This is a genomic window from Flavobacterium daemonense, from assembly GCF_007341385.1.
GTDB classification, from domain to species: domain Bacteria; phylum Bacteroidota; class Bacteroidia; order Flavobacteriales; family Flavobacteriaceae; genus Flavobacterium; species Flavobacterium daemonense.
Window position 1 is genome coordinate 167,919 of the sequence record NZ_VJYD01000002.1, and the last position, 23,914, is coordinate 191,832.

Genomic DNA, 23,914 nt, shown 5'->3' on the forward strand with positions numbered 1-23,914 from the left:
TACAGAAAAATAAGCCATAAATGAGGTTTACCGTATAGATTCCTCCATATAATTTCATTTTTTTACAGGAGAAAATCTAATTCCTAAATAATGAAAAGAAAATTACTTTTAATTCCGATGTTTTTTGTCGGCAGTCTATTTGTTTCCTGCTCAAGCGACGAAACCGAGAAAAAACCAGAACCTCCTGTAGTTGTTGCGCCTCTACCGATATCAATCACAGCGACTACTCCTGAATTGATAACAGCTGGGGAGAATTTAGAGGTTACAGGAACTAACTTTACTAATAAAAATTATCCAACTAAAGTTTTTGTGAATGAAATCGAAGTAACGCCAAAAGAAATCACAGATACCAAGGTTATACTATCCAGCCCAAATATCAAATCTGGAGAAAACACTGTACGAGTACAAATTCAAGGTGTTAACAGTACACTATTTGGTTTTTACGCAATGGCAAAAGGATGGAATAAATTAACTACTTTAGGAAATTTAGACATTCAATCTTCTACTGTTTTTGACAACAGTAAAACTATATTTTCGTTTGCAGACAATGACGCTAATGATAATAGTTTTTGGGGAGCTCCAAAAAAATTAGAACCAAAATCTACTGGTTATGCTTCAGCCTATATACCTCAGTCGGGTAGTTACGGCGACTTTAAAATGATTGATGAAAAAACTGGAGTATTAACAAATACTGGTGCAGGTTTTTTTACGGACAATGGCTTTGAAACAAAAAAAACAATTGCTGTTACTATTGCCTTTAGTCCAGCCATTAACGGCTTAAAAGTTGGCTATTTTGATGATAACATTTGTATTCTTACAACATTGCTGAGTGGTCAAATCTATACAAAAGACAAAGGGGCTACTATTGTTAAAAATGACCCTCCAGCCTGGGCTGCAAAGATCACTGCAGGCGGAGGCGTTTCTAGTAGATTAGGAGCTTCTGCTTATGGAAAATCAGTATCTGATAATAAATTTTATCAACTTGGAATACTTTATGACCCCAAAAAGTACGGCTCTAATAATTATAAGAACGTTGTTTTACAATCTGAAACAGGATATGATAATTGGATTGTTAAAGACACTATATCAAATTTCGATTCAAAAAATTCTTCTTATTACAAGTTTGTAAACATCAACAAAATATTTACAATGACTAGAACTGATAAAACTTTAGTTGCCTCTACAGACATGCTACAAACTTGGAATGTCATAAAAACAGATGTAACAGCTTTTTTTCTTAGATCAGAAACACAATGGTATATTCAATCTGGCGATAAATTGTACGTAACTAAAAATTCAGGTACTTCATGGGAATTAGAATTAGAATTACCAACTGGTTCAGTTGTAAATGATATTTCTTTTTCAAAATCCAAAATCATAGTTTCTGGAAACAAAGGATTGCATTACCTAAAACTGGAATAATTATAAAACGGTATTTTTTTTGCCACGAATTCACGAATTATTTTTGAAAATCTGCTTAAAATAAATTCGTGAATTCGTGGCTATTCTTTTTTACTCCTCAAACAACTCCATCAATTCCAAAGCACGTTTTATCGACTTCACATTTTCAAAAGTCAATAACAAACGTAATCCATTAACGGTTTGTTTTTCTTTCATTTTGCAGATATTGCTATGTTTTTGAACAAAATTCAAGACGTTTCTAAACTTCACCGATTGGTAATAATCTGACTGTTGATCGGATACGAAATAACCAATCATTTTGCCTTGTTTTAAAACTAATTTCTCAATTCCGACTTTCGTTGCAATCCATTTTATTCGGATACTGTTCAATAAAGAAACTGCTTGTTTTGGCAATGGCCCGAAACGGTCAATAAGTTTTCTTTCAAATTCCTGTAATCCGGCTTCATCTTTTATGGCGCCTAATTCGTTGTATAAAACCAAACGTTCAGAAACGTTATTGATGTATTCATCCGGAAATAATAATTCGAAATCGGCGTCGATCTGAATATCTTTTACATATTCTTTGGTATCGATATCATTTTCTTCCGGATACAAATCTTTGAATTCGTTTTCTTTCAATTCTTCAATCGCTTCGTTCATGATTTTTTGGTACGTATCAAAACCAATTTCATTAATGAAACCGCTTTGTTCACCACCTAATAAATCTCCTGCACCACGAATTTCAAGATCTTTCATCGCAATGTTGAAACCGCTTCCCAATTCGCTGAATTGTTCCAACGCTTGAATACGTTTTCTCGCATCTTCAGTCATTGACGAATACGGCGGACAAATAAAATAACAGAAAGCTTTTTTATTGCTTCGACCAACACGCCCACGCATTTGGTGCAAATCTGATAATCCAAAATTATTCGCATTGTTGATGAAAATCGTATTGGCATTTGGAACGTCCAATCCACTTTCGATGATTGTAGTTGCTACCAAAACATCAAAATCTCCGTTCATGAAACCTAACATCAATTCTTCAAGTTTGGCGCCGTCCATTTGTCCGTGACCAATTCCGACTCTTGCATTTGGAACCAAACGCTGAATCATTCCGGCCACTTCTTTTATATTTTCAATTCGGTTATTGATAAAGAAAACCTGTCCGTTACGCTGAATTTCATACGAAATCGCATCCCGAATAATTTCTTCATTAAAACCAACCACATTCGTTTCAATTGGATAACGATTTGGCGGAGGTGTTGTAATCACCGATAAATCTCGCGCTGCCATCAATGAAAACTGAAGCGTTCTCGGAATTGGCGTTGCGGTCAATGTCAACGTATCAACATTTGCTGCAATGGTTTTTAATTTATCTTTTACGTTTACTCCAAACTTTTGTTCCTCATCAACAATCAATAAACCTAAGTCTTTAAAAACGACATTTTTATTTACTAATTGGTGCGTTCCAATTACGATATCGAGTTTTCCTTCGGCTAAATCTTTTAAGGTTTGCGTTTTTTGTTTTGCAGTTCTGAATCGGTTTAAGTAGCCAATTGTAACCGGCATATCTTTCAAACGTTCTGAAAAAGTTCTGAAATGTTGGTACGCCAAAATAGTCGTGGGAACTAAAACAGCCACTTGTTTACTATTATCAACCGCTTTAAAAGCTGCACGAATCGCAACTTCCGTTTTTCCAAAACCAACATCACCACAAACCAAACGGTCCATTGGGCGATCGCTTTCCATATCGGCTTTTACTTCTGCCGTCGATTTCATTTGGTCTGGCGTATCTTCGTAAATAAACGAACTTTCCAATTCATTTTGAAGATAACTGTCAGGCGCAAATTGAAAACCTTTCTCTAAACGTCGTTTTGCATAAAGCTGAATCAAATTGAATGCAATATGTTTAACGCGCGCTTTGGTTTTCTGTTTTAAAACCTTCCAAGCATTCGAACCAAGTTTATAGATTTTTGGAGGCGTTCCGTCTTTTCCGTTGTATTTCGAAATTTTATGAAGCGAGTGAATGCTTACATACACAATATCATTATCGGCATAAACCAATTTTATGGCTTCCTGCGTTTTGCCTTCAACCTGAATTTTCTGTAATCCGCCAAATTTTCCAATTCCGTGATCGATATGCGTTACATAATCACCAACAGAAAGTGCGGTCAATTCTTTTAGCGTAATATTCTGCTTTTTCGAATAACCATTTTTAATGTTGAATTTATGATAACGCTCAAAAATCTGATGATCGGTATACGCCGTTATCTGATTTTCTTCATCAATAAACCCTTGATATAAAGGTAATACAATAGTATGATATTGTTTACGGATATTCTCTGAATTAGCTTCGTCTAAACTTTCAAAAATATCATGAAAACGTTTTGCCTGAGTGTCATTCGAACAAAACAGATAATTTATATATCCGTTAAAATGATTTTCGCTTAAATTATTCAACAATAAATCAAATTGTTTATTGAACGACGGTTGTGGCTGAATATGAAATTCGAATTTCTTAGTTGTTTTATAAACTGGTCTTGAAGCCAATTCTACAACTGAAAAATCCAAAGATCTTTTTATAAATGACGCCTGATTTAAAAACAATTGTTCCGGCGTTGCATGTTTTATTTCTCCCGAAAGTTTCTCAAAAGCTTCTTCTGCTCTTGCAAATTGTTTGTCCAGCTGACTAAAAAGCCCTTCGGTATTTTGAATAAAAAGAACTGTTTTTTCTGCAATATAATCTAAGAAACTTTCACGATTTTCCTGAAAAAGTTTGTTTTCAACATTCGGGATAATTGTGATTTTTTTATGTGTTTCGACAGACAATTGTGTCTCAACATCAAAAGTTCTGATGCTGTCGACTTCGTTTCCAAAAAACTCAATTCGGTACGGATGATCATTTGAAAAAGAAAAAACATCGACAATTCCACCACGAACCGAAAATTCTCCGGGTTCTGTAATAAAATCGACTCTTTTGAATTCGTATTCAAATAAAACTTCGTTAATAAAATCAATTGAAATTTTATCGTTCAAAGCGACTTTTAAAGTGTTTTTGTCAAGTTCTCTTCTTGTTACAACTTTTTCAAAAAGCGCTTCAGGATAGGTAACAATTACGGCCGGTTTTTTACGAGAATTGATTCTATTTAAAACCTCAGCGCGAAGTAAAACATTCGCGTTATCTGTTTCATCAATTTGATACGGACGACGAAATGACGCAGGATAAAACAATACGTCCTGCTCGCCAATCATTTGCTCCAAATCGTTCAAGTAATACGCCGCTTCTTCCTTGTTGTCTAAAACAATCAAAAAAGGCAGCTCAGTTTTCTTGAAAACAGAACGAATTATAAAAGAAACAGCAGATCCCAACAATCCGCTGATATTCATTTTTACTTGATTTCCTTCCAGTAAACTTTTAGCAATCTGCTCGGCTTTGGGCAGATTATCATATGTAGTATATAATGCGTTTTTACTCAACTTTTGGTAAATTTGGATCTAATGGCGTTGCCGAATTCGGGATCGCGCGCGTTGTGTCTAACATTCTAAGGAAATCTTCTTCTCCCTGCTCTTTTGGAATTTTGCTTTTTTCAACAATTTTATCCATTTGTCTTTCTAGCGAAATAATTTCTTTGTTGATTTCGCCAATCAAAAAAGTTACTTTATCATCTGGAACAGTACTCAGATTGATAAATAAATCCATCATTTTGACTTTGGTAATCAAAATTGAGATTCGGCTTTTAATTGCTGGCTGATTAAATTCGGCCGGAATATTATTGTTCAAAGCCATCGCTTTTTTTGAAATCGCTTTTGACTTTTTTTGAAATGCTGTAATTGTTCGTCTCGGTTTATCGCCAATTTCTTTTAAAAATTCACGCCATTCTGTCCAAGTACCTGCATTTTTCTCTGCAACATCATTTATTGGCTCATCAATAAAAATCCAGGCTTTATTAATATTATTGAAGATTTTCTCATTCTTTTTAGCCATTTTTTCTTGTTCGGCAAGACGTTTTTCATTTTCATTTTGACATGAATGCAGTACAAAAACTAAAAGCAAAAAAAGAGATATTTTATATTTCATCTGATAAAACATTAAGTGGCAAAGTTACGAAGTAAATTTACAATTTCGAAGATCGTTTTTTGCTAAAGATTCTATAAATCAAGGTTGTTGTTTTTGTCATTTCTATTAGCATTCAGAGCCACAAATCAAGATACTTTTTTTTAACGCTTATCATCAATAAAAATGATTTTTAGGGATGATTTTTGAAAGGCACATGAGCACACTCTTCTAGGCACAAAGACACACCCTTGGAAAAGAGAATAATCCAATAAACAAACTTTTTCGTTATTGAATTTATAATTTATGATTCAAAAAAGCTTATGTAATTACGAAAACGTTATATTTGTGTCTCTAAAATCTTCAAAGAAATGAATCCAAAAATATTGATCATTGGTGCCTGTGGACAAATTGGAACAGAGCTGACGCAAAAGCTGCGTAAATTATACGGAACCGAAAATGTAATCGCTTCTGATATTCGAAAATTAAATACTGACGTTGTCAATTCAGGACCTTTTGAAGTGGTCAATGCTTTAGATTTTAATCAAATCGAACATTTGGTAGAAGTACATAAAATTACTGATATTTATTTGATGGCGGCACTTTTGTCTGCAACCGCCGAAAAAAATCCTGCTTTTGCTTGGGATTTGAATATGAATTCGCTATTTCACGTTTTAAATTTGGCTAAAGCCAAAAAAATACAAAAAATCTTCTGGCCTTCAAGCATCGCTGTTTTTGGACCAACAACTCCTAAAGAAAACACCCCGCAATATACCGTAATGGAACCTTCAACCGTTTACGGAATCAGTAAACAAGCAGGCGAAAGATGGTGTGAATATTACCATAATATTTATGGTGTTGATGTTCGCAGTATCCGTTATCCGGGCTTAATCAGCTGGTCAACTCCTCCTGGTGGCGGAACGACAGATTATGCAGTCGATATTTTTTATAAGGCTATTGCCGATAAAAAATACGAATGCTTTTTATCATCAGAAACTAAAATGCCGATGATGTATATGGATGACGCGATTGACGCTACAATCAATATCATGAAAGCACCTGTTGAAGAAATCAAAATTCACTCATCATACAATTTAGCGGCGATGAGTTTTACACCAACAGAAATTGCTGCCGAAATCAAAAAACATATTCCAGATTTTGAAATTACTTACAATCCAGATTTCCGCCAAAAAATTGCGGACAGCTGGCCAGCAAGTATTGATGATTCTTCTGCAAGAGAAGACTGGGGATGGAATCATAAATTTGATTTAGAAACAATGACTAAAGATATGATTGAACATTTGTCATAACCTGAAATAATAAAATTTTAAAGCGTGTTATTCTATAACACGCTTTTTTTTATGAATATTATTGTAAGAAAAAAATACTGATTGTATAATTTATGTACTTTTGATTGCGTTTAAACATTAATCAAGTTTATTCCAAAATCATCAATCAAATCACAACAAAATCATCAATCAAATGACAAATTCTTATCATCCTGTCGAGCAGAGCAAAAGAACTGCAATTGTCGACATACTTCGGGGCTGGGCAATATTGGGCGTAGCAATTGGAAATTATTTAGATTTCCTTTATATCGGTATAGAGAAAAAAATTAAACATAGTACTTTCTCTGAAATTCTTCTATACATTAACCGTTATTTATTTGCGGCAAAATCTTGGACATTATTAACTCTTTTATTTGGCTTCGGATTTGCAATTTTAATTAACAATGTTGCCTCTAAAGGAAAAAATCCTATCGCTTTTTTTGCTTGGCGAATGTTTTTGCTTTTTATTTTGGCTTTTATTAATTCTGCTTTTTGGCTGGGAGACATTTTAAAAGATTATGCCTTTTTAGGACTTGTATTATTACTTTTTTATAGATGTTCTGCCAAAACTTTAGCTATTATTTCTGGTGTCATTGTACTTACAGTTCCTTTTGTAATGGCTTATGTAAATGGTATTAAGATTGAGCATTCTGTAATTGCATCAAATCCTGAATATCTAAAACTATATCATTCTGGAAATTGGATTGACTTTTTTAGATTTAACTTATTAGCTTCATTTTACGAACAAATTATTGTTCCTGGTTATGCCATTACTGCTCATTATGTAATGTTGGGTTGTATGCTATTTGGATTTTTACTTCAAAAGCTAAACTTTTTCAATCGCTTAAGAGAATTAAAAAGCCTTCTAAAAAGTATCTGTGTTGTTAGTTTTACATTGGCCGTCATTATCGGAATTGCATTTAATATCATAATAATATACAAGGTCGAATTTCTAAAAATCTTCCACCCGCTTTACTGGCTGGTATTAAGCACGATGATTTTTATATCAACTGGAATTTGTCTTTTGTATATCAATGGCAAATTAAAAACGGTTTTCAGCTATTTTAGCGCAGGCGGAAAAATGACATTGACCAATTATATGACTCAAAATATATTGGCAGGTATTATTTTCTCTGGAATCGGATTCGGAATTGCAGATTCAATGCCTTATTGGTTTTACTTTTTCCTTGCTATTTCTGTCTTTATAATTCAATTATTCATTAGCAAATGGTGGCTTTCAAAATACAATTATGGACCAATTGAATGGTTATGGAGATCTGCTAGTTACAGAGAATGGGTTCCGTTTAAAAAAGCACAACCAGAGGTTATTGCAGATATAAAAATGGTATAAAAACTAGAAATGAAATAAACTTGATTATAAAAGAAAAGCCCTTAAAACTAAATTTAAGGGCTTTTTTTATGTCTAAAAGAGAGATTTACTTCACTTCAAAAACGTTATTTGTTTGTTTTACATCAGCCATTAATCCGCTTGGATCGATAGTGATTTTTTTGATTGCAGTTTTATTTTTCTCAATTGAAAAACTATAGTTTGACTGTGCCCAAGCCCAATCTTCAAGAACTGTTCTTTTCTCGTTTGGATTTGGGTTTGGTTTGATGAAATTCATCATTCTTAACGGAATGTAGAACGTTTCAGAAGTTCCGTCAGTATAATCTACTTTTAAGTCAATTGGCATTGGCATTCTTCCAATTCTTTCTAAAGTAACTGTCGTTTTTCCTGAATTATCAGCAACGTCTTTAATTCCGTAATCAATTGTATTTGCTGTTTGTGCCCAGTCCACTAAATACCAATCTAATTCAGCTCCAGAAACTCTCTCTGCTGATCTTTTGATATCGTTTGGAGTTGGATGCTTGAATTTGAAATCGTTGAAATACCTGTGCAATGTTTTATCAACATTTTCTTTTCCAATTACATATTCCAATTGCGAAAGGAAAATACTTCCTTTTACATAAGATGAAATACTGTAAGGACGATTTTCGTCATAACGATCTCCGTGCGTCGTTTGTGGCTGTTCTTTTCCAGAATTTACTAAGCTGTAATAAGCGGCATAATTTCCTTTAAACGGATTTGCTTCTTTTTTATCGCCTTTTAATTCATTCAAAGCGCTGTCTTCAATATAGGTTGTAAAACCTTCGTCCATCCAAGGATGTTTAGATTCATTTGAAGCCAAAATATGTTGGAACCAAGAGTGTCCTAATTCATGTGTAGCAGTTCCTAAAATTCCTTCAAGAGTTCCGCTTCCAAGCATCAAAGTACACATTGCATATTCCATTCCGCCGTCGCCACCTTGAATAAATGAATATTGTTTGTACGGATATTGCCCAACTCTGTGATTGTAATAATCCATCACTTTTACCATTAAAGGCTCTAGCTGTTTCCAGTTTGCAGTTGTTTTTTCGTCATTTTTGTAGAAGAAATGCAAATCAACATCATTTGGTCCTTTTACAACATCGTGCGCGTATGCTTTATCAGCAGCCCAAGTAAAATCATGAACATTTGGCGCGATGAAATGCCATGTCAATGTTTTTGCTTTTTTAGGATAAACAACTGTTACGCCAGCATCTTCGTAACCGTGTCCAATTGAATTTTTATCCTGCAAATATCCTGAACCACCAATTGTATATTCTTTATCAATCGTAATATTTACATCAAAATTACCCCAAACTCCGTGGAATTCTCTTGCGATATACGGATCTGCGTGCCATCCTTCAAAATCAAATTCGGCTAATTTTGGATACCATTGCGACATCGAAAGTTCAACTCCTTCTTTATTATTTCTTCCAGAACGACGAATTTGAACTGGAACTTGTCCTTCAAAATCTAATGTAAAAGTAGTTTTTGAATTTGGCAAAATTGGTTTAGCCAAAGTAACTTCTAATATTGTAGATGAAAGTCTTGTTTGCGCTGCAACACCGTCTTGTTTGAAATTTGTCACTTTTAAGAAACCAATTTCGTTTGGTTTTAAAGTTTCAATTCGACTCTGCTTGATTTCTTTTCCATCTGCATCCTTAATTTTATTCACCATTCTTGCATCTGGATCTTTAATTGAATGCAGACGAGCATCCATTTCACTTCCTGGTTGAAATGCATTTGGATATAAATGATAGAAAACCTTTTTTAAAGTATCAGGAGAATTGTTAGTGTAAACTAATTCTTGTTTTCCTTTGTATTGATAGGTTTTTACATCCATCGATACGTCCATCTTGTAATCGACGTGTTGCTGCCAATACGGCGCGCTTTGCGCAAATGCTGAGTTTAAGCCCAAACTCAAAAAGGATAATAGTATTATTTTTCGCATGGTTATTTTAATAAAAATGGAAGGGCTGCCGCCCTTCCACCGGATTAGTGTATTTTATTTGATTATTTTTTTGACATTTTTTCGGCCATAAGCAAAGCGTTGTAAGCATTTACCATTTTAGCAGTTTTTGAAGATTCTACAGATGAAACTGCTTTAGGTGCTTGAATTGAATTTTCATCTTCTCCTAAAACTACTTTTGAAGGAAGCGCAACTCCAGAATCCATTAAAATTTGCTTAACCTGCACTGCTTTTAATTTTGGATAATAAGAACGAATCAATGCCGCAACTCCAGCTGCATTTGGCGCCGCCATTGAAGTTCCTTGCAAATATTTGTATTTATTATTTGGAACTGTTGCATAAATCTCTTCTCCCGGAGCAAAAACATCAACATTTATTTTTCCGAAATTTGAGAATTTTGCCACTACATTTTCGCCATATTCTTTGTTGATTGCGCCAATAGTGATCACATTATTTGTAAATTCTTTTACGTTGTCTTTAGAATCATTTGGATAATTGATGTTTTTCGTTTCATCAATATTATATCCGTCATTTCCAGCTGCATGAACAATCAAAACATCTTTTTTTGCTGCATATGCTAGTGCATCATAAACCCAGTCCTTGTGCGGTGAGAAGCTTTTTCCAAAACTTCCGTTGATTACTTTTGCTCCGTTGTCAACCGCATAACGAATTGCCAATGCAATATCTTTATCATACTCATCTCCATCCGGCACTGCTCTTACAGTCAAGATTTCAACATTGTTTGCGACGCCGTCTCCGCCTAAATTATTACCACGAACTTGCGCAATAATTCCGGCAACGTGAGTTCCGTGAAGTGCTTTTTCTTTATCTGGACCATAAACAACATTGTTTCCGTAATGATTGTTTTTGATATCATCAGGATTGTCGCCTACGACTTTTCTTCCGTCGTACTCTTTGTTTAAATTATAATCGATTTCATCGTAAACTTGCTCTCTGTATTCTTCGAAATCAGCTTCAGGATCAAAAGTCGGACCTGCATTTGTAAAAACTTGCGTCATGACCATTTTTGATCTCGCCACTTTTGGATCTGTAGATGTTAAAGTGCTTAAATCCTCGATTTTATACGTTTTTTTATTAAGCGCAGTTTGAATCGTTTTATGAACGTCCATTAAAAAATCAACTTGTTCCTTGTTTTTTAAAGCCTCCTCATATTTCTCATTATATTGTTTTAGAGCTTCTTTATATTGAGCTGAACCATCATCGCCTTTTTTGACTATACGCGTCAATTCAAGATTTTCATGAACAGCATTTCCAAGAAAATTCCACCCGTGAATATCATCAACAAAACCGTTTTTATCATCGTCTATTCCATTTCCAGGAATTTCTTTTGGGTTTGTCCAGATTTTTCCCTGCAAATCTTCGTGCTCGATATCAATACCAGAATCTACAATTCCTACAATTACTTTTTGACCCGTTTTGCCTTGCAGTAATTCGGCGTAAGCCCTATCGACACTCATTCCCGGAATAGAATCTTTTATTAAATCAAGATGACTCCATCTCTTCAATTCATTTTCAGTAACTGGCGCCTTTTTAACAACTGCCAATGGTGCTTTAATAAATTCTTTAGAAGCAGAAGATTGTGCCTGTAAAGTTGTTCCGCAGCCTGCCAAAACTAATAAAGCAAAAGCAGATAATTTAATAGGTTTAGTATAACTCATGTTATCTTAATTTAATGTCAAAGTTAAAAGATGCGCCTAAATTATGACTTTTTGTTACAAAAAACTAACGATTAACACTGTGTTATGATTATTTAAATTTACTTTAAGTAAACTAAAAAAACTAGCATGAACAATCTCTATATCAAATACTTAAAACTAAACTTACAAAAAACAAAAAAACACAGCCATTTATAGTTTTTTTTCAAAAAATATAGAATAAAATCACGCAATTACGCTTTTCCGTAAGGAATCTCCGCTTAAAAAAGATATTATTGCGCGACCTTATTTCTAAAATTATTCTATGAAAACAAAACTACTCTTGTTGCTGTTTCTGGCAAATTTTTCTATTTATGCGCAGTATACGACAATACCTGATCTTAATTTTGAAAAAAAACTAATTTCCTTAGGTCTTGATTCTGGCGCTCCAGACGGAAAAATATTGACATCAAACATCAATACAGTAATAAATTTAGATGTCACAGATTCAGAAATTAAGGATTTAACCGGTATTGAAGATTTTACAGAACTAGTTGGTCTGACATGCAAATTAAACTTACTTACAAAATTAGATTTATCTAAAAATATAAAATTAGGCATCTTAGACTGTAGAGGCAATAACTTAACAAGTCTGGATTTTTCAAAACTACCAGCTCTTGTCAGCGTATTTTGTTCAGAAAACTTTTTAACTGATCTTGATGTTTCCAAAAATCCAATTTTACAAGGTATTTTTTGCTCTAAGAATGAGCTAATTAGTTTAAATCTAAAAAATGGGAATAACACCAAATTTAAAGATCTCTTTTTTGATTTTACAGATAATCCGCATTTAAGTTGTATTGAAGTTGACGACCCAAATTATTCCAACTTAAACTGGGCTGATAATAAAGACAAAAATGCCGTTTATTCAAGTTCTTGCGGGCAATCTTATACCAATATTCCAGATAAGAATTTCGAGAATAAATTAATAAACTTAGGAATTGACACTGATGGAATAAATGGCCGAGTTTTAACTGCAAATATTATCTCGATTACATCGCTTGATGTTTCTAATAGCTCTATTTCTGATTTATCTGGAATTGAAAATTTTATGAGTCTAGTTACTCTAAATGTTTCTAATAATAATTTAACCTCTTTGAAACCCCTTTATTCAAAAAAGCTTAAATTTTTATATTGTAATAATAATCTTTTAACCGATTTAGATCTAACTAAAAACTCGGATTTAACTACTTTGAATTTTTCAAATAATAAATTATCTGCAGTTGATTTTTGGTACAATTCTTTATTAACTGACGTAAACGGATCTTCTAATTTATTGACAGGGGTTAACTTTACAAATGCCAATTTGATCAAAACACTTGACCTAAACAACAACCAAATAACTGACCTGCAATTAAACAACAATAAACTATTAACAGATGTAAATTGTAGTAAAAATTTATTATCGGCTCTAGACATATCTGCTTTAGATCAATTAAAAACGCTTAATGTTTTCAGCAATCAATTAAAAACATTAGAATGCAAGAACAACAAAATGTTGACGAGTCTTAATTGCGATAATAACTTGCTATCCTCGCTAGATGTTTCCACAAATAGTAATTTGACCTCTTTATCCTGTCGTAACAATCAACTTATAAATTTAGATGTTTCATTAAATACCTTGTTGAGAGAAATTTTATGTGATTCAAATAATTTATTGGAATTAAATTTAAAGAATGGGGCCAACAGTTTATTCACCAACTACTCCTTTAAAAACAATATCAATTTAGAATGTATTCAAGTAGATGATGAATTTTATTCTAATACAAACTGGACTAACAGCAAGGACATAACAGCTACATATAACGTTTTATGCGATCCCTACACCTTAATCCCGGATATCAATTTTGAAAAAAAATTAATTGCTTTAGGTATTGATTCTGGAACCGCAGACGGAAAAGTATTAACTTCAAAAATAAGATTTATAACTTCTTTAGATGTTTCTGGCAGTTCTATTTTTGATTTAACAGGAATTGAAAAATTTATAAAATTGAAGACACTAAATTGCTCGTCAAATCAATTATCAGATTTAAATATTTCCAAAAACAACGATTTAAGTAATCTAATTTGTTCTAATAACAAATTGGGAAGTTTAAATATATCTAATAATAGTAATTTGACCATTTTAAATTGTTCTGCAAACAATTTAAGCAGTCTTGATGTTTTTGCAAATGTTAAGTTAGAAAAAATCAACTGTGCAAATAATCAATTAACAAATTTAGATGTTTCCAAAAATATAGCGCTGATTTCTTTAGACTGTTCAAAAAACAAAATCACATTGCTAAATTTAAAAAACGGAAAAAATACGTTAACAAATACATTTGAAACAAATTTTACAAGCAATGCTCCATTGGCGTGTATTCTTGTTGATAATCCAACTGTTTTTAACACCTCTTGGCTTTCTAAAAAAGATGACTTGGCTAGTTATGGCTCAATTTGTAGTCGTTATACTTTAATTCCAGATATTAATTTTGAAAAAAAACTAATATCGCTGGGCATCGATTCAGGAAAAGCTGATGGAAAAATTCTTTCAGAAAACATTGAGAGTCTTACGTCTCTAAATGTATCAGGAAGCAATATCTCCAATTTAAGTGGCATTGAAGATTTTGTAGCATTAAAGGGATTATATGTTTCACAAAATAACATTACAGTTCTAGATATTTCTAAGAATACCAAACTAACAGAATTTAGTTGTTCCGAAAATAATCTAAGTACTATAGATATTTCTAAAAATACTTTATTGATTCAATTCGCATGTTGGGGCAATAAACTGAGTACTGTAGATGTTTCTAAAAATCCTTCATTAAATGTTTTTGAATGTTATAATAACGCAATCACGACTTTAGATATTTCCAATAACAAAGCACTGGGTTCCATACTATGTTATAACAACAAATTAGAATCTTTAGATGTCTCCCAAAATGCAAATTTATGGTCTATTTCATGTTATTCTAACAACCTGTCTAAATTAGACATTTCAAAAAATAACTTATTATCGTATTTAGATTTCACTTCAAACAAAATAAAAGATATAGATGTCTCAAAAAATATAAAATTAAGAGAACTAAGTTTAGACAATAATCAAGTAAATAAATTAGATGTTTCTAAAAACTTGCTTTTGGAAGTTTTGTCAGTTACAAATAACTCCTTGACAACATTAGATGTTACTTTAAACAATAAATTAAGATCTTTGAGTTGTTCTACGAATCAATTATCAATCCTTGATGTTTCTAAAAATTTAGATTTAGAATATTTTACTTGTAGTTATAATCAATTGCAAAATCTTGATGTTTTTCAAAATACAAAATTGAAATCAATAGCTTGTTCTGGAAATAAAATAAAAACTTTAAATCTCTCTAAAAATGGGCTTCTAACTACAATTATGTGCTCTAATAATAATTTAACTTTTTTGAATATAAAGAATGGAAATAATGCCAATTTGGATTTTATTCATACTGGTTATTTAAATTTTGCAAACAATCCAGATTTAACATGCATTCAGGTTGATAATGAAACATATTCTAATACAAAATGGATAAATAAAAAAGACGCAACAGCTACCTACAATACAAACTGTGGATCTACTCTTGTACTACCAAGCGACAATTTTACTGTAGAAACAAAAGGAGAATCTTGTCTTGGTCAAAACAATGGCGAAATAAACATTACTGCAAAAGCAACATATATTTATCAAACAAATATTGGCGGAAAAGCCTATACGTTTAGCAACAACACTCTAAAAGTGTCAAATTTAATACCCGGAATTTATACAATTTCTATAATTATTCCTGAGGAAAACTATGAACAAATATTTAATGTTACCATTCAGAAAGGTGCAACTATTACTGGAAAATCTAGTATAACTGCTAAAAAAGTTGATGTTGAAATTACTGAAGGAACTGCGCCGTTTACTGTATTTATTGATGGTCAAGCACAGTTTGAAACAAACGATTCTAGTTTCTCTTTAGATCTTGAAAAAGGCGGTTTATTAGAAGTTGTATCATCAAAAGCCTGCGAAGGAGTTTATTCTAAAAAAATTGCAAGATTAGATATCTATGGAACTTTAGCAGCTTATCCAAACCCAACTTCTGGAAGTTTTGAAATCGAAATCCCATCACAGGATAAAGAAGTTACGATCGAATTATACAATTTTGGAGGTCAACTGGTTTCGGCTAGAAACTACAGCATCGAAAATGGAAAAGTGAAATTGAATCTTGAAGATCAGCCTTCAGGAATTTATGCAGCTAAAATCTATTTTGAAACTCCGGAATTCGTTAAAATCATAAAAAAATAAAAATGAAGAATTTTATATATCTCTCAATTATCAGCTTAGTTTTTATTTCTTGCAGTGGTAGCTCAGATGATCCCGTTACACCACCAATAACAAACACCGCTCCAACTGTTCCAACATTAGTTGGTCCAGTTGACAACAAACTTTGTTTAGACAATACGGTTTCTTTTCAATGGAACAAAGCCACAGATAAAGAAAATGATGCTATCACTTATCAAATTCAGGTCGCAAAAGACAATACTTTTGCTCAAATCGAAAAAACTTTTGATGGTGCTGACAATGTGGCTTCTTTTGTATTAAGCAAAAACACGGCTTATTACTGGAGAATAAAAGCAACGGATGCTAAAGGATTAGCAAGTGCATATTCGGCTACTTTCAAATTTTATACTTCTGGAGATGCTGTTGTAAATCATTTGCCTTTTGCTCCAGAATTAGTACAGCCAATTATGAATGCTGCTTTAAGCACTACTACTGCAACCTTAAAATGGACAGCTTCTGATGTTGATACTGCAGATGTTTTGACTTATGATGTTTATTTTGGAACGGCGAATCCGCCAACTGCTAAAGCAAGTGAAAACCAAGGAGCGAATTCACTTGATGTAACTATAGAACCTGGCAAACAATATTTCTGGAGAGTTGTTGTAAAAGACAATAAAGGCGGAGAAACTGTTGGTCAAGTTTGGAAATTTAAAACCAATTAACATTTTTTAACCACAATTTAATTAACCAAAAAATCCTATTTTCATTTATTTGAAAATGGGATTTTTTTATATTTCTGTTTTTCATTACGTTTTTATTTCTAACTTTAGTCTTACAAGCTGATTTCCAAAGAAATAAAACCCAATATGAAGAAAATCATACTTTTATTTTTTCTTTTATTTTTCTTCAAAGCCAGTGCACAGACCTGCGATACGCTAGTATTGAAAAACAACGATATTCTTGTGGGCGAAATAAAAATAATGAACAAAGGCGTTGTTCAAATCGAAACCGATTACAGCAAAGATGATTTTAAACTGGAATGGAAATATGTAAAAAATATTGGTTCAGAAAGAGTCCATATTATCAATTTGACCAATGGAGTTTTGTTAAACGGAATAATTTCGAAAATCAAAGCGCCTAATAAATGCGAAATTACAAATGTCGAAACTCAGACCAAATCTATTGTTGATCTTACGGATATTGTTTACATAAAACCTGTCGATGAAAGTTTTTGGGACCGACTCGACGCCAGTTTTGACGTGGGAATAAAATTGACCAAAGCCCAAAATTTACAGCAATTAACTGCAAACGTAAACTTAGGCTACACGGCAAAAAGATGGTATGGCACAGCAATGTACAAACATCTGCAATCTACTCAGGACGAGAGCGATCCAATTCGTAGGATTGATTCCGAATTAAGTTATGTTCATTTGCTTCCAAAAGATTATTTTATTCCGTTATCAGTAACCACTTTATCAAATACCGAACAAGATATCAAGCTTCGAGTCATTTCAAAAGCAGGATATGGAAAATATCTCATGCACAGCAACAAAAAATATTGGGGAGTTGCCTCTGGATTGTCGTTCAACCATGAACGTTATACCGAAACAGAGGAGGCAAATAAAAGTTTGGAGCTGTTTTTAGGAACGGATTTCAACTTATATGACATTGGCGATTTCAGCATCCAGACTAAAGCCACCGTTTTTCCGAGTATTACGGAAAGCAAAAGGGTCCGTACTGATTTTTCTTTAGATACAAAATACGATCTTCCTCTGGATTTTTTCATCAAGCTGTCGTTTGTTTATAATTATGACAATAAGCCAAAACCTGGTTCCCCAAAAGACGACTATGTTTTCCAGACCACCTTTGGATGGAAATTAGATTAAAGGTTCAAAATAAAAAAAGGACTGTCAAAAATGACAGCCCTTTCTTCAAATTGTAATTAAAAAGCAAATTATGAGTTACCACATAATTTAGTGTAATCGTCAAACATTTTGATGTACGTTTCTTTATTTTCAAAATCGTAGTCTCCTTTATCAATACTCTCAATCATTGCAGGACAATCAGAGAAATATTCTTTTAATGCTTTTCTTCTTCCTAAGAAAACTGGTGGAATGAAGAATTCATCTTCAACTGTTTTTTTCAAAGTATAAGCATCTTGTGGAAAGAATTCATGGAACAATGAAACTTTCGTACCTTTTTTAACTTCTTCAAACATCGAGTATCTTTTTGTATTTACGTCGCTGCTTATGCCTACTCCTCTTCCTGTTTTACCTACAATATATAGTCTGCCTTCGTTATCTTTGATATTAACTACTTTTTTCAAGTTCGTTTTTTCTGGCTTTTTTTGTCCTTCAACATAAATTCTTACCGAACTTTTTTCTGAACCAATACCGTCGACCAATGATCTAAAAGCAGAAGCCGTTTGCTCCGTTCTTAAATCAACCAACTCAGGGTAATCACTGATAATTCTAACTTTACCTTTCCAAACCTTAGAATCAGTATCTAAAACTTCTCCATCAAATTCAGCATATCTAAAAGCTGTCTCTGCTTTTTTGTAAGATGGCAAAACTGGTTCCTGAGCAATTGCTTCAATCGTAAATGCTTTTTCAGTAAGTTTTTTGTATTTATCGATATCTTCTATTAGACCTGTAATGTATGGATGGTCTTTTCTCATACCAAAAAATGATTTTTCATTTTCTTTAATTCCTGGCAAATACTTCGCAGCTTCTTCCGTATTTCCTAAAAGGATATAAGTACCAGCTAAATTGTAATTAGCGCTAAATCTGATATTTTTTGCTAAATCCTCATCCGCTTTATCTTCAAAATTTACAAGTTCTTTCCAGTATTTTTGAGCCTCTCCAAATAAATCTGCCCAGTTTTCTCTATCAACATCAACCAAAGTTGGTAATACCTGAAGTGATTGATTGTATTCATCAATATTAAATGTTGATTTTGATTTTTTCTTTTTTTCCAGATCAGAATATCTTAAGTTCGTGATTTTTGGACCATAAAGATAAAACGCTTCAAACTCTTCCATCATGCTGTAAAAATTATCAGTCAAGATTTTGTACGTTAAATTATCATATGTCTCTTTTGGATCTATAACAAACATGCAAACTTTAGGAGTAGTATATCTTTTGTAAATTAACTTTCCTGTTTTGTCAAATATTTCTAAGTTAGATTCCATACCAATATAATATGCTGGAGCATTTTGATATGAATTTTGTACATAATCTTCATCGTTTACAAGCTCAAAACGAGTCAAATTGTATTTTACTTTAAATTCGCCGTCTTTTTGTTTTTTCAAACCTGAAATATTAAATGCTTCATAATATTTCTCCTGTGAAAATGGAATTTTTCTGTTATTCATACTTTTTTCCAATCCAGGAGCAAGGTCCAGAATCATTTCGTATGATTTGTATTTTCCGTATTGTGGATCCTTTGGTGGCACTGGTCCGCGTAAGTTCAATGCATTTAATATCGATCCAGGTTTCCAACTGAACCAACCATTGCCTTGAGCACTTACAGTTTGTGTGATACTCGCAAGTACCATTAATAAAATAACTCTAGTAAAATTTTTCATGAATTTTTATTTTAGGGCTGGGTTATGTGTAGTATTCAATTTTGATGCTTTAAAACTTGCAATTAAACTATTTGCTCTTTCGATCAATGCTTTTCCATCACTTTTGTCGTAATCATTAGCGATCAATTTCTCAGACTCAGCAATAGTTTTTTCTGGCTGATCTAACATAAGATAAATAACAGCTAAATTATAATAAGCCGAATATCTCATTTTACGAGAAGGTTTGTTATCCTCAGTATATTTTGTTTTCAATGAATCAAAATATTCGATAAGAGGTTGCATATTAGATTTTAAATCATCAATTGGCTCATCTGCTTTCATAGTCGCAAATAAAGCTTTCACTGCCTGAATTGCCTCGATCTGAGTTTTTCCTTCATCGCTTTTTGCATCCAAAATCCATAAAATTTCGTTATCACTTTTAGGTTTGAAACCGTAAACTCTATCAATATTATTACCGAAAGTCGATAATGAGTTATTAGCAAAATCTCTTAATGTTTGATCTTTGATAGCTGTTCTGTTCATGTTAAACTCCTTGTAAGGCAATGACGGATCTAAAGATTCTTTTGAAGTGTATTTTAATTCACCATTGAAACTAACATTAAAACCTTCATTTGAAGCAGTAGAATCTTTTTTCACAACTGCATTTTTCAAAAATCTATTGCTAGCCACAGCAGCTTGTTTTGCTTTTTCTTCTTCGATTTGTTTATCTGAAACTGGCGTTGCAGTAACTGGGCCTTTTACTTTAGCATAACCTCTTGTTGCATAGGTTGCAACTACATAATAATATACTTTTCGAGGTGATGTAACTTTGCCATCTTTATCTTTTCGCTCTTCTTCAACTCTTGTCTGAGTTGAAGCACTTCTTTCAACAAAATCTTCTAAGTTAAGTTCGATATCAACAGTACCGTTCGCTTCAACTTTTTTCCAGCCTGTTATATAAACTTTTTCATTTGCACTTTCCGGATTTACATAACTATATAAAGCCGAGCCTAACTTTACGTGTGATGAAAAAGTTCTCTTTTCGAAAGGAACATATTCTTTAGGAAGAATTTGATAATTCACACCAAAATAAAAACGATCAAGGTCTACTTTCTGTGCTTTTGAGCTAAAAACAGACATTAATAAAATAAAAGCAATAATTTTTTTCATAGGTTAATTATTAATAAATTTTGAGCACAAACCTATCCATAATTTTACTAAAAAACAACTTTATAGAACTATCAACTGAAGAATATTGTGTTAAATTTCACACAGTCCAAGGCTTTTATATACCGCATCCTATAAAAATTTTTTTGTTAATTTCTAATTGTTATATAAGTAATAAAAAAACCTATCTTGTAGTTTTACAACTACAGAGTTTTCTTTCGAAAAAAGCAAAAAAATCCTGCTCTTTTTTTACAAAAAAGCAGGAATTTAAAATTTTATGGAAAAGTCTTAAAAAACGTCTTCGCAGGTAAATACTTCTTTCAAACGAACTCCTTTTTCAGTATGTTCTACTGTTATAATTTGATTGTGGGCATCATGTTCTAAAAACAAATAATAATTCTGATCGGCAGCTGAGTTGAGCAATTTTGCTTTTTCTGGCATCGTCAACAAGGGTCTTGTGTCGTAACCCATTACATAAGGCAACGGAATATGTCCGGCTGTTGCCAGCAAATCGGCACAAAAAACAATCGTTTTGCCTTTGTATTTGATATGCGGAATCATTTGTTTTTCGGTATGGCCGTCAACATAAAAAATATCGAAACCTAATTCTGCGGAAAAACCAAAATCACTTTCCGGTCTTTCAACAAAATTTAATTGGCCGCTTTCCTGCATTGGCAAAATATTCTCTGCCAGAAAAGATGCTTTTTCACGCTGATTTGGCTTTGTTGCCCATTCCCAATGATTTTCATTCGTCCAGAATTTTGCATTTTTAAAAGCCGGTTCATAACCCGTTTTATCCGAATTCCATTGAACACTTCCGCCACAATGATCAAAATGCAAGTGCGTCATAAAAACATCGGTGATATCGTCTCGGTGAAAACCATATTTTGCCAAAGATTTATCAATAGAATGCGAACCCCAAAGTGAATAATACCCAAAAAATTTCTCCGATTGTTTGTCACCCATTCCGGTATCAATTAAAATAAGGCGGTTTCCATCTTCAATCAGCAGACACCGTGCCGCAATGTCAATTAAATTATTGGCATCGGCTGGATTTGTTTTGTTCCAAATTGTTTTAGGAACAACGCCAAACATTGCACCTCCGTCTAACTTAAAATTTCCAGATTCTATTGGATAAAGTTTCATAAAAAAGAATTTCTATTAAGAAAACAAAGCTAGCAAATCCAATTTCGTTTTGCTATTCATTCTCTAAATATGTATCTTTTATGCATGTTAAATTGGCCGCTGATTTTGCAGATTTAGCTGATCTACACGGTTTTTTTAGTGGTAAACTAAATATGTTCGACGCTTTTTCAAAATCTGTGAAAATCCGTTAAACTAGTAATCCCGATAGCTATCGGGAGTGGGCTAAAAAATTTCTTTTATTCTAAAGTAATCGAAGAACTCCCCATTATTTCTTGTTTGTCGAAGAAATTGACAAAATAAGTTCCCTTTTTAAACTTAGCTAAATCATCATTCAAAACGCCATAAACATTTGCCATTTTTCCTTGATAATCAACAGCAACTAAAAAACTATAAACCAACGCTTTGTCATTACCAAATTCAATTAATTTATTCTCGCCCATAACGGTGTTTCTTTGATCCAAAACCTGAATATAATAAACTCTTTTTCCTGTTTTTGCAACCGAATTTCCATTTACAGAAAAGCTTATTTTAAGCTTATTTGTATTTTTAGCTTTTGTAGTTTCTTGTTCTTTTCCTGAGCTTCTTTCATTAAAAGCCGCGACTTTAAAATTTCCTAAAGAAAGTTTTGAAGCATCTTTTAAAGTTGATTCCAGTTTTTTCTGTTTTGAAATTAAGGTGTCATTTTCAGCTTTTTGTTTGTACATGACAACATTTTGGCTCTCAATTTCATTCAACAGATTTTTATTCTGAGATTTTAATTTTTTAATCTCCGCCACCTTAGTATCTAAAGTAACTTTAAGATCAGAAAGCTGCTTGCGGTAAATTTTGATTTGTTCGCCTGACGGATTTTTAGATGCTTTGATGATTTCCATCAAATTCTCAATGTTCTTTTTTTCAAGTTCTAATTCTTCAGATAGCGCTGTTTTTTCGAAAATAGCGACATCGTAGGCTAATTTCAAATTATTCAAAGAATCTAATATATTTTCCTGATCAACAGACTCTGATGCAGGGCCTATGATTTCTAATTTGCCAACTGTCGGCTGTTCTGTTTCGTTATTTGGCTCATTGCTGAAAATCAAATATGTAGCACCTATACCAAAAATAAAAATTACTGCAAAAAGTGCTTTAATCCAGCTATCTTTGTAATTTTTCTTCATAATTACTCATAATTTTGTGCAAAAATACCATAAATTTAAAACTACGAATAGGTAAAACTACGGGATTTTAACGTTTTTTGTTAATTCTTAATAATTTAATAACCAATCGGATAACTTTTTGTAAGTTTCTTTTTATTTTCCTAAAAAACATAGTATTCTGAAAGGTTTTTAAAACATAAAATAACTTCTATCTATTTTAACATTTGTTATAATAATGTGAACCGTTATGGAAAAAGGTTTTTAAGTCGTATCTTTGCAGACAATTTCATTTGAACATTGATAGACAGCTGTTTAAATTGTAATAATTCGATTACTTTTTTAAGCGATTCTGGCAATGAAAGAAAATTAAAAACTATAAACACAATGATAAAAGTTTCTGATACAGCCAAAAAGAAAATCATCGATTTGATGACAGATGATGGTTTTGACGCCGCACACGACTACGTACGTGTAGGAGTGAAAAGTGGCGGATGCTCTGGTTTGTCGTACGATTTGAAATTTGACAAAACCAAAGGCGAAGATGACAAGATATTCGTAGACAATGATATACAAATCGCAGTTGAAAAAAAATCATTCCTTTATTTAGCTGGAACAATTCTTGAATTTTCAGGCGGATTAAACGGAAAAGGATTTGTATTCAATAATCCAAACGCAAGCAGAACTTGCGGTTGCGGAGAATCATTCTCTCTTTAAAATAATTAAACGATTGCAAAATTTAAAGATTTAAAAATTACAGAACTGATTCTACTTAAATCCTTCAATTTTTAAATCTTTCAATA

General features: G+C 32.6%; 15 protein-coding genes. 7 read left to right on the forward strand and 8 right to left on the reverse strand.

Annotated features, from left to right (window positions below; translation table 11 throughout):
• Window positions 1–90: 90 nt before the first annotated feature.
• Complete coding sequence (locus FND99_RS03045) at window positions 91–1,422, forward strand: IPT/TIG domain-containing protein (protein WP_144336524.1); 1,332 nt, start codon at window positions 91–93, stop codon at window positions 1,420–1,422.
• A gap of 90 nt (window positions 1,423–1,512) precedes the next feature.
• Here FND99_RS03045 and mfd read toward each other — a convergent pair whose 3' ends face one another.
• Window positions 1,513–4,878 (reverse strand): transcription-repair coupling factor, encoded by a 3,366-nt coding sequence (gene mfd, locus FND99_RS03050; protein WP_144336525.1) that lies wholly within the window; start codon window positions 4,876–4,878, stop codon window positions 1,513–1,515.
• Complete coding sequence (locus FND99_RS03055; RefSeq protein ID WP_144336526.1) at window positions 4,871–5,479, reverse strand: hypothetical protein; 609 nt, start codon at window positions 5,477–5,479, stop codon at window positions 4,871–4,873. Before FND99_RS03055 ends, mfd begins: the two co-directional genes overlap by 8 nt.
• A gap of 347 nt (window positions 5,480–5,826) precedes the next feature.
• Between FND99_RS03055 and FND99_RS03060 the strand changes: the two genes are divergently transcribed.
• A complete protein-coding gene (locus tag FND99_RS03060; RefSeq protein WP_144336527.1) occupies window positions 5,827–6,765 on the forward strand; it encodes an L-threonine 3-dehydrogenase in 939 nt (312 codons plus the stop codon).
• Between the two features lie 172 nt (window positions 6,766–6,937).
• On the forward strand, window positions 6,938–8,134 hold the full coding sequence (locus FND99_RS03065; protein WP_144336528.1) for a DUF418 domain-containing protein: 1,197 nt from the start codon (window positions 6,938–6,940) through the stop codon (window positions 8,132–8,134).
• A gap of 85 nt (window positions 8,135–8,219) precedes the next feature.
• Here the strand turns inward: FND99_RS03065 and FND99_RS03070 are convergent, their stop codons facing one another.
• Both FND99_RS03070 and FND99_RS03075 read right to left on the reverse strand, forming a co-directional pair.
• Window positions 8,220–10,100 carry a M1 family metallopeptidase gene (locus FND99_RS03070; protein WP_144336529.1) on the reverse strand — a complete coding sequence of 627 codons (1,881 nt, stop codon included), beginning with the start codon at window positions 10,098–10,100 and terminating at the stop codon, window positions 8,220–8,222.
• Window positions 10,101–10,162: 62 nt separating this feature from the next.
• Window positions 10,163–11,797, reverse strand: coding sequence for a S8 family peptidase (locus FND99_RS03075; protein ID WP_144336530.1), 1,635 nt, complete (start codon window positions 11,795–11,797; stop codon window positions 10,163–10,165).
• Between the two features lie 301 nt (window positions 11,798–12,098).
• Here FND99_RS03075 and FND99_RS03080 point away from each other — a divergent pair, with 301 nt between their 5' ends.
• The 3 genes from FND99_RS03080 (at window position 12,099) to FND99_RS03090 (ending at window position 17,986) form a co-directional block, all read left to right on the forward strand.
• Window positions 12,099–16,124, forward strand: coding sequence for a T9SS type A sorting domain-containing protein (locus FND99_RS03080; RefSeq protein ID WP_144336531.1), 4,026 nt, complete (start codon window positions 12,099–12,101; stop codon window positions 16,122–16,124).
• A gap of 2 nt (window positions 16,125–16,126) precedes the next feature.
• Window positions 16,127–16,822: a fibronectin type III domain-containing protein gene (locus FND99_RS03085; protein WP_144336532.1), complete on the forward strand. Its 696-nt coding sequence runs from the start codon at window positions 16,127–16,129 to the stop codon at window positions 16,820–16,822.
• Between the two features lie 144 nt (window positions 16,823–16,966).
• Window positions 16,967–17,986, forward strand: a complete 1,020-nt coding sequence (locus tag FND99_RS03090; protein ID WP_144336533.1) for a DUF481 domain-containing protein — start codon at window positions 16,967–16,969, stop codon at window positions 17,984–17,986.
• 68 nt (window positions 17,987–18,054) lie between these two features.
• Here the strand turns inward: FND99_RS03090 and FND99_RS03095 are convergent, their stop codons facing one another.
• From FND99_RS03095 to FND99_RS03110, 4 genes are all read right to left on the reverse strand, one after another.
• A complete protein-coding gene (locus tag FND99_RS03095; protein ID WP_144336534.1) occupies window positions 18,055–19,686 on the reverse strand; it encodes a hypothetical protein in 1,632 nt (543 codons plus the stop codon).
• Window positions 19,687–19,692: 6 nt separating this feature from the next.
• A complete protein-coding gene (locus FND99_RS03100; RefSeq protein WP_144336535.1) occupies window positions 19,693–20,835 on the reverse strand; it encodes a hypothetical protein in 1,143 nt (380 codons plus the stop codon).
• A gap of 285 nt (window positions 20,836–21,120) precedes the next feature.
• Entirely contained in the window at window positions 21,121–21,978 is an 858-nt protein-coding gene (locus tag FND99_RS03105; RefSeq protein WP_144336536.1) for an MBL fold metallo-hydrolase, read from the reverse strand.
• Window positions 21,979–22,214: 236 nt separating this feature from the next.
• Window positions 22,215–23,135, reverse strand: a complete 921-nt coding sequence (locus FND99_RS03110) for a hypothetical protein (RefSeq protein ID WP_144336537.1) — start codon at window positions 23,133–23,135, stop codon at window positions 22,215–22,217.
• Window positions 23,136–23,498: 363 nt separating this feature from the next.
• On the opposite strand from FND99_RS03110, the gene FND99_RS03115 reads away from it, so the two are divergent.
• Window positions 23,499–23,828, forward strand: coding sequence for a HesB/IscA family protein (locus FND99_RS03115; RefSeq protein WP_111286450.1), 330 nt, complete (start codon window positions 23,499–23,501; stop codon window positions 23,826–23,828).
• Window positions 23,829–23,914 lie beyond the last annotated feature (86 nt).

Excerpts from the sequence above, each read along its gene's own strand:
- FND99_RS03085 (WP_144336532.1), top strand. The coding sequence starts at position 16,127 with ATGAAGAATTTTATATATCTCTCAATTATCAGCTTAGTTTTTATTTCT.
- FND99_RS03110 (WP_144336537.1), bottom strand. The coding sequence starts at position 23,135 with ATGAAGAAAAATTACAAAGATAGCTGGATTAAAGCACTTTTTGCAGTA.
- FND99_RS03100 (WP_144336535.1), bottom strand. The coding sequence starts at position 20,835 with ATGAAAAAAATTATTGCTTTTATTTTATTAATGTCTGTTTTTAGCTCA.
- FND99_RS03075 (WP_144336530.1), bottom strand. The coding sequence starts at position 11,797 with ATGAGTTATACTAAACCTATTAAATTATCTGCTTTTGCTTTATTAGTT.
- FND99_RS03095 (WP_144336534.1), bottom strand. The coding sequence starts at position 19,686 with ATGAAAAATTTTACTAGAGTTATTTTATTAATGGTACTTGCGAGTATC.
- FND99_RS03105 (WP_144336536.1), bottom strand. The coding sequence starts at position 21,978 with ATGAAACTTTATCCAATAGAATCTGGAAATTTTAAGTTAGACGGAGGT.
- FND99_RS03090 (WP_144336533.1), top strand. The coding sequence starts at position 16,967 with ATGAAGAAAATCATACTTTTATTTTTTCTTTTATTTTTCTTCAAAGCC.
- FND99_RS03070 (WP_144336529.1), bottom strand. The coding sequence starts at position 10,100 with ATGCGAAAAATAATACTATTATCCTTTTTGAGTTTGGGCTTAAACTCA.
- FND99_RS03080 (WP_144336531.1), top strand. The coding sequence starts at position 12,099 with ATGAAAACAAAACTACTCTTGTTGCTGTTTCTGGCAAATTTTTCTATT.
- FND99_RS03065 (WP_144336528.1), top strand. The coding sequence starts at position 6,938 with ATGACAAATTCTTATCATCCTGTCGAGCAGAGCAAAAGAACTGCAATT.
- FND99_RS03115 (WP_111286450.1), top strand. The coding sequence starts at position 23,499 with ATGATAAAAGTTTCTGATACAGCCAAAAAGAAAATCATCGATTTGATG.
- FND99_RS03055 (WP_144336526.1), bottom strand. The coding sequence starts at position 5,479 with ATGAAATATAAAATATCTCTTTTTTTGCTTTTAGTTTTTGTACTGCAT.
- FND99_RS03060 (WP_144336527.1), top strand. The coding sequence starts at position 5,827 with ATGAATCCAAAAATATTGATCATTGGTGCCTGTGGACAAATTGGAACA.
- FND99_RS03045 (WP_144336524.1), top strand. The coding sequence starts at position 91 with ATGAAAAGAAAATTACTTTTAATTCCGATGTTTTTTGTCGGCAGTCTA.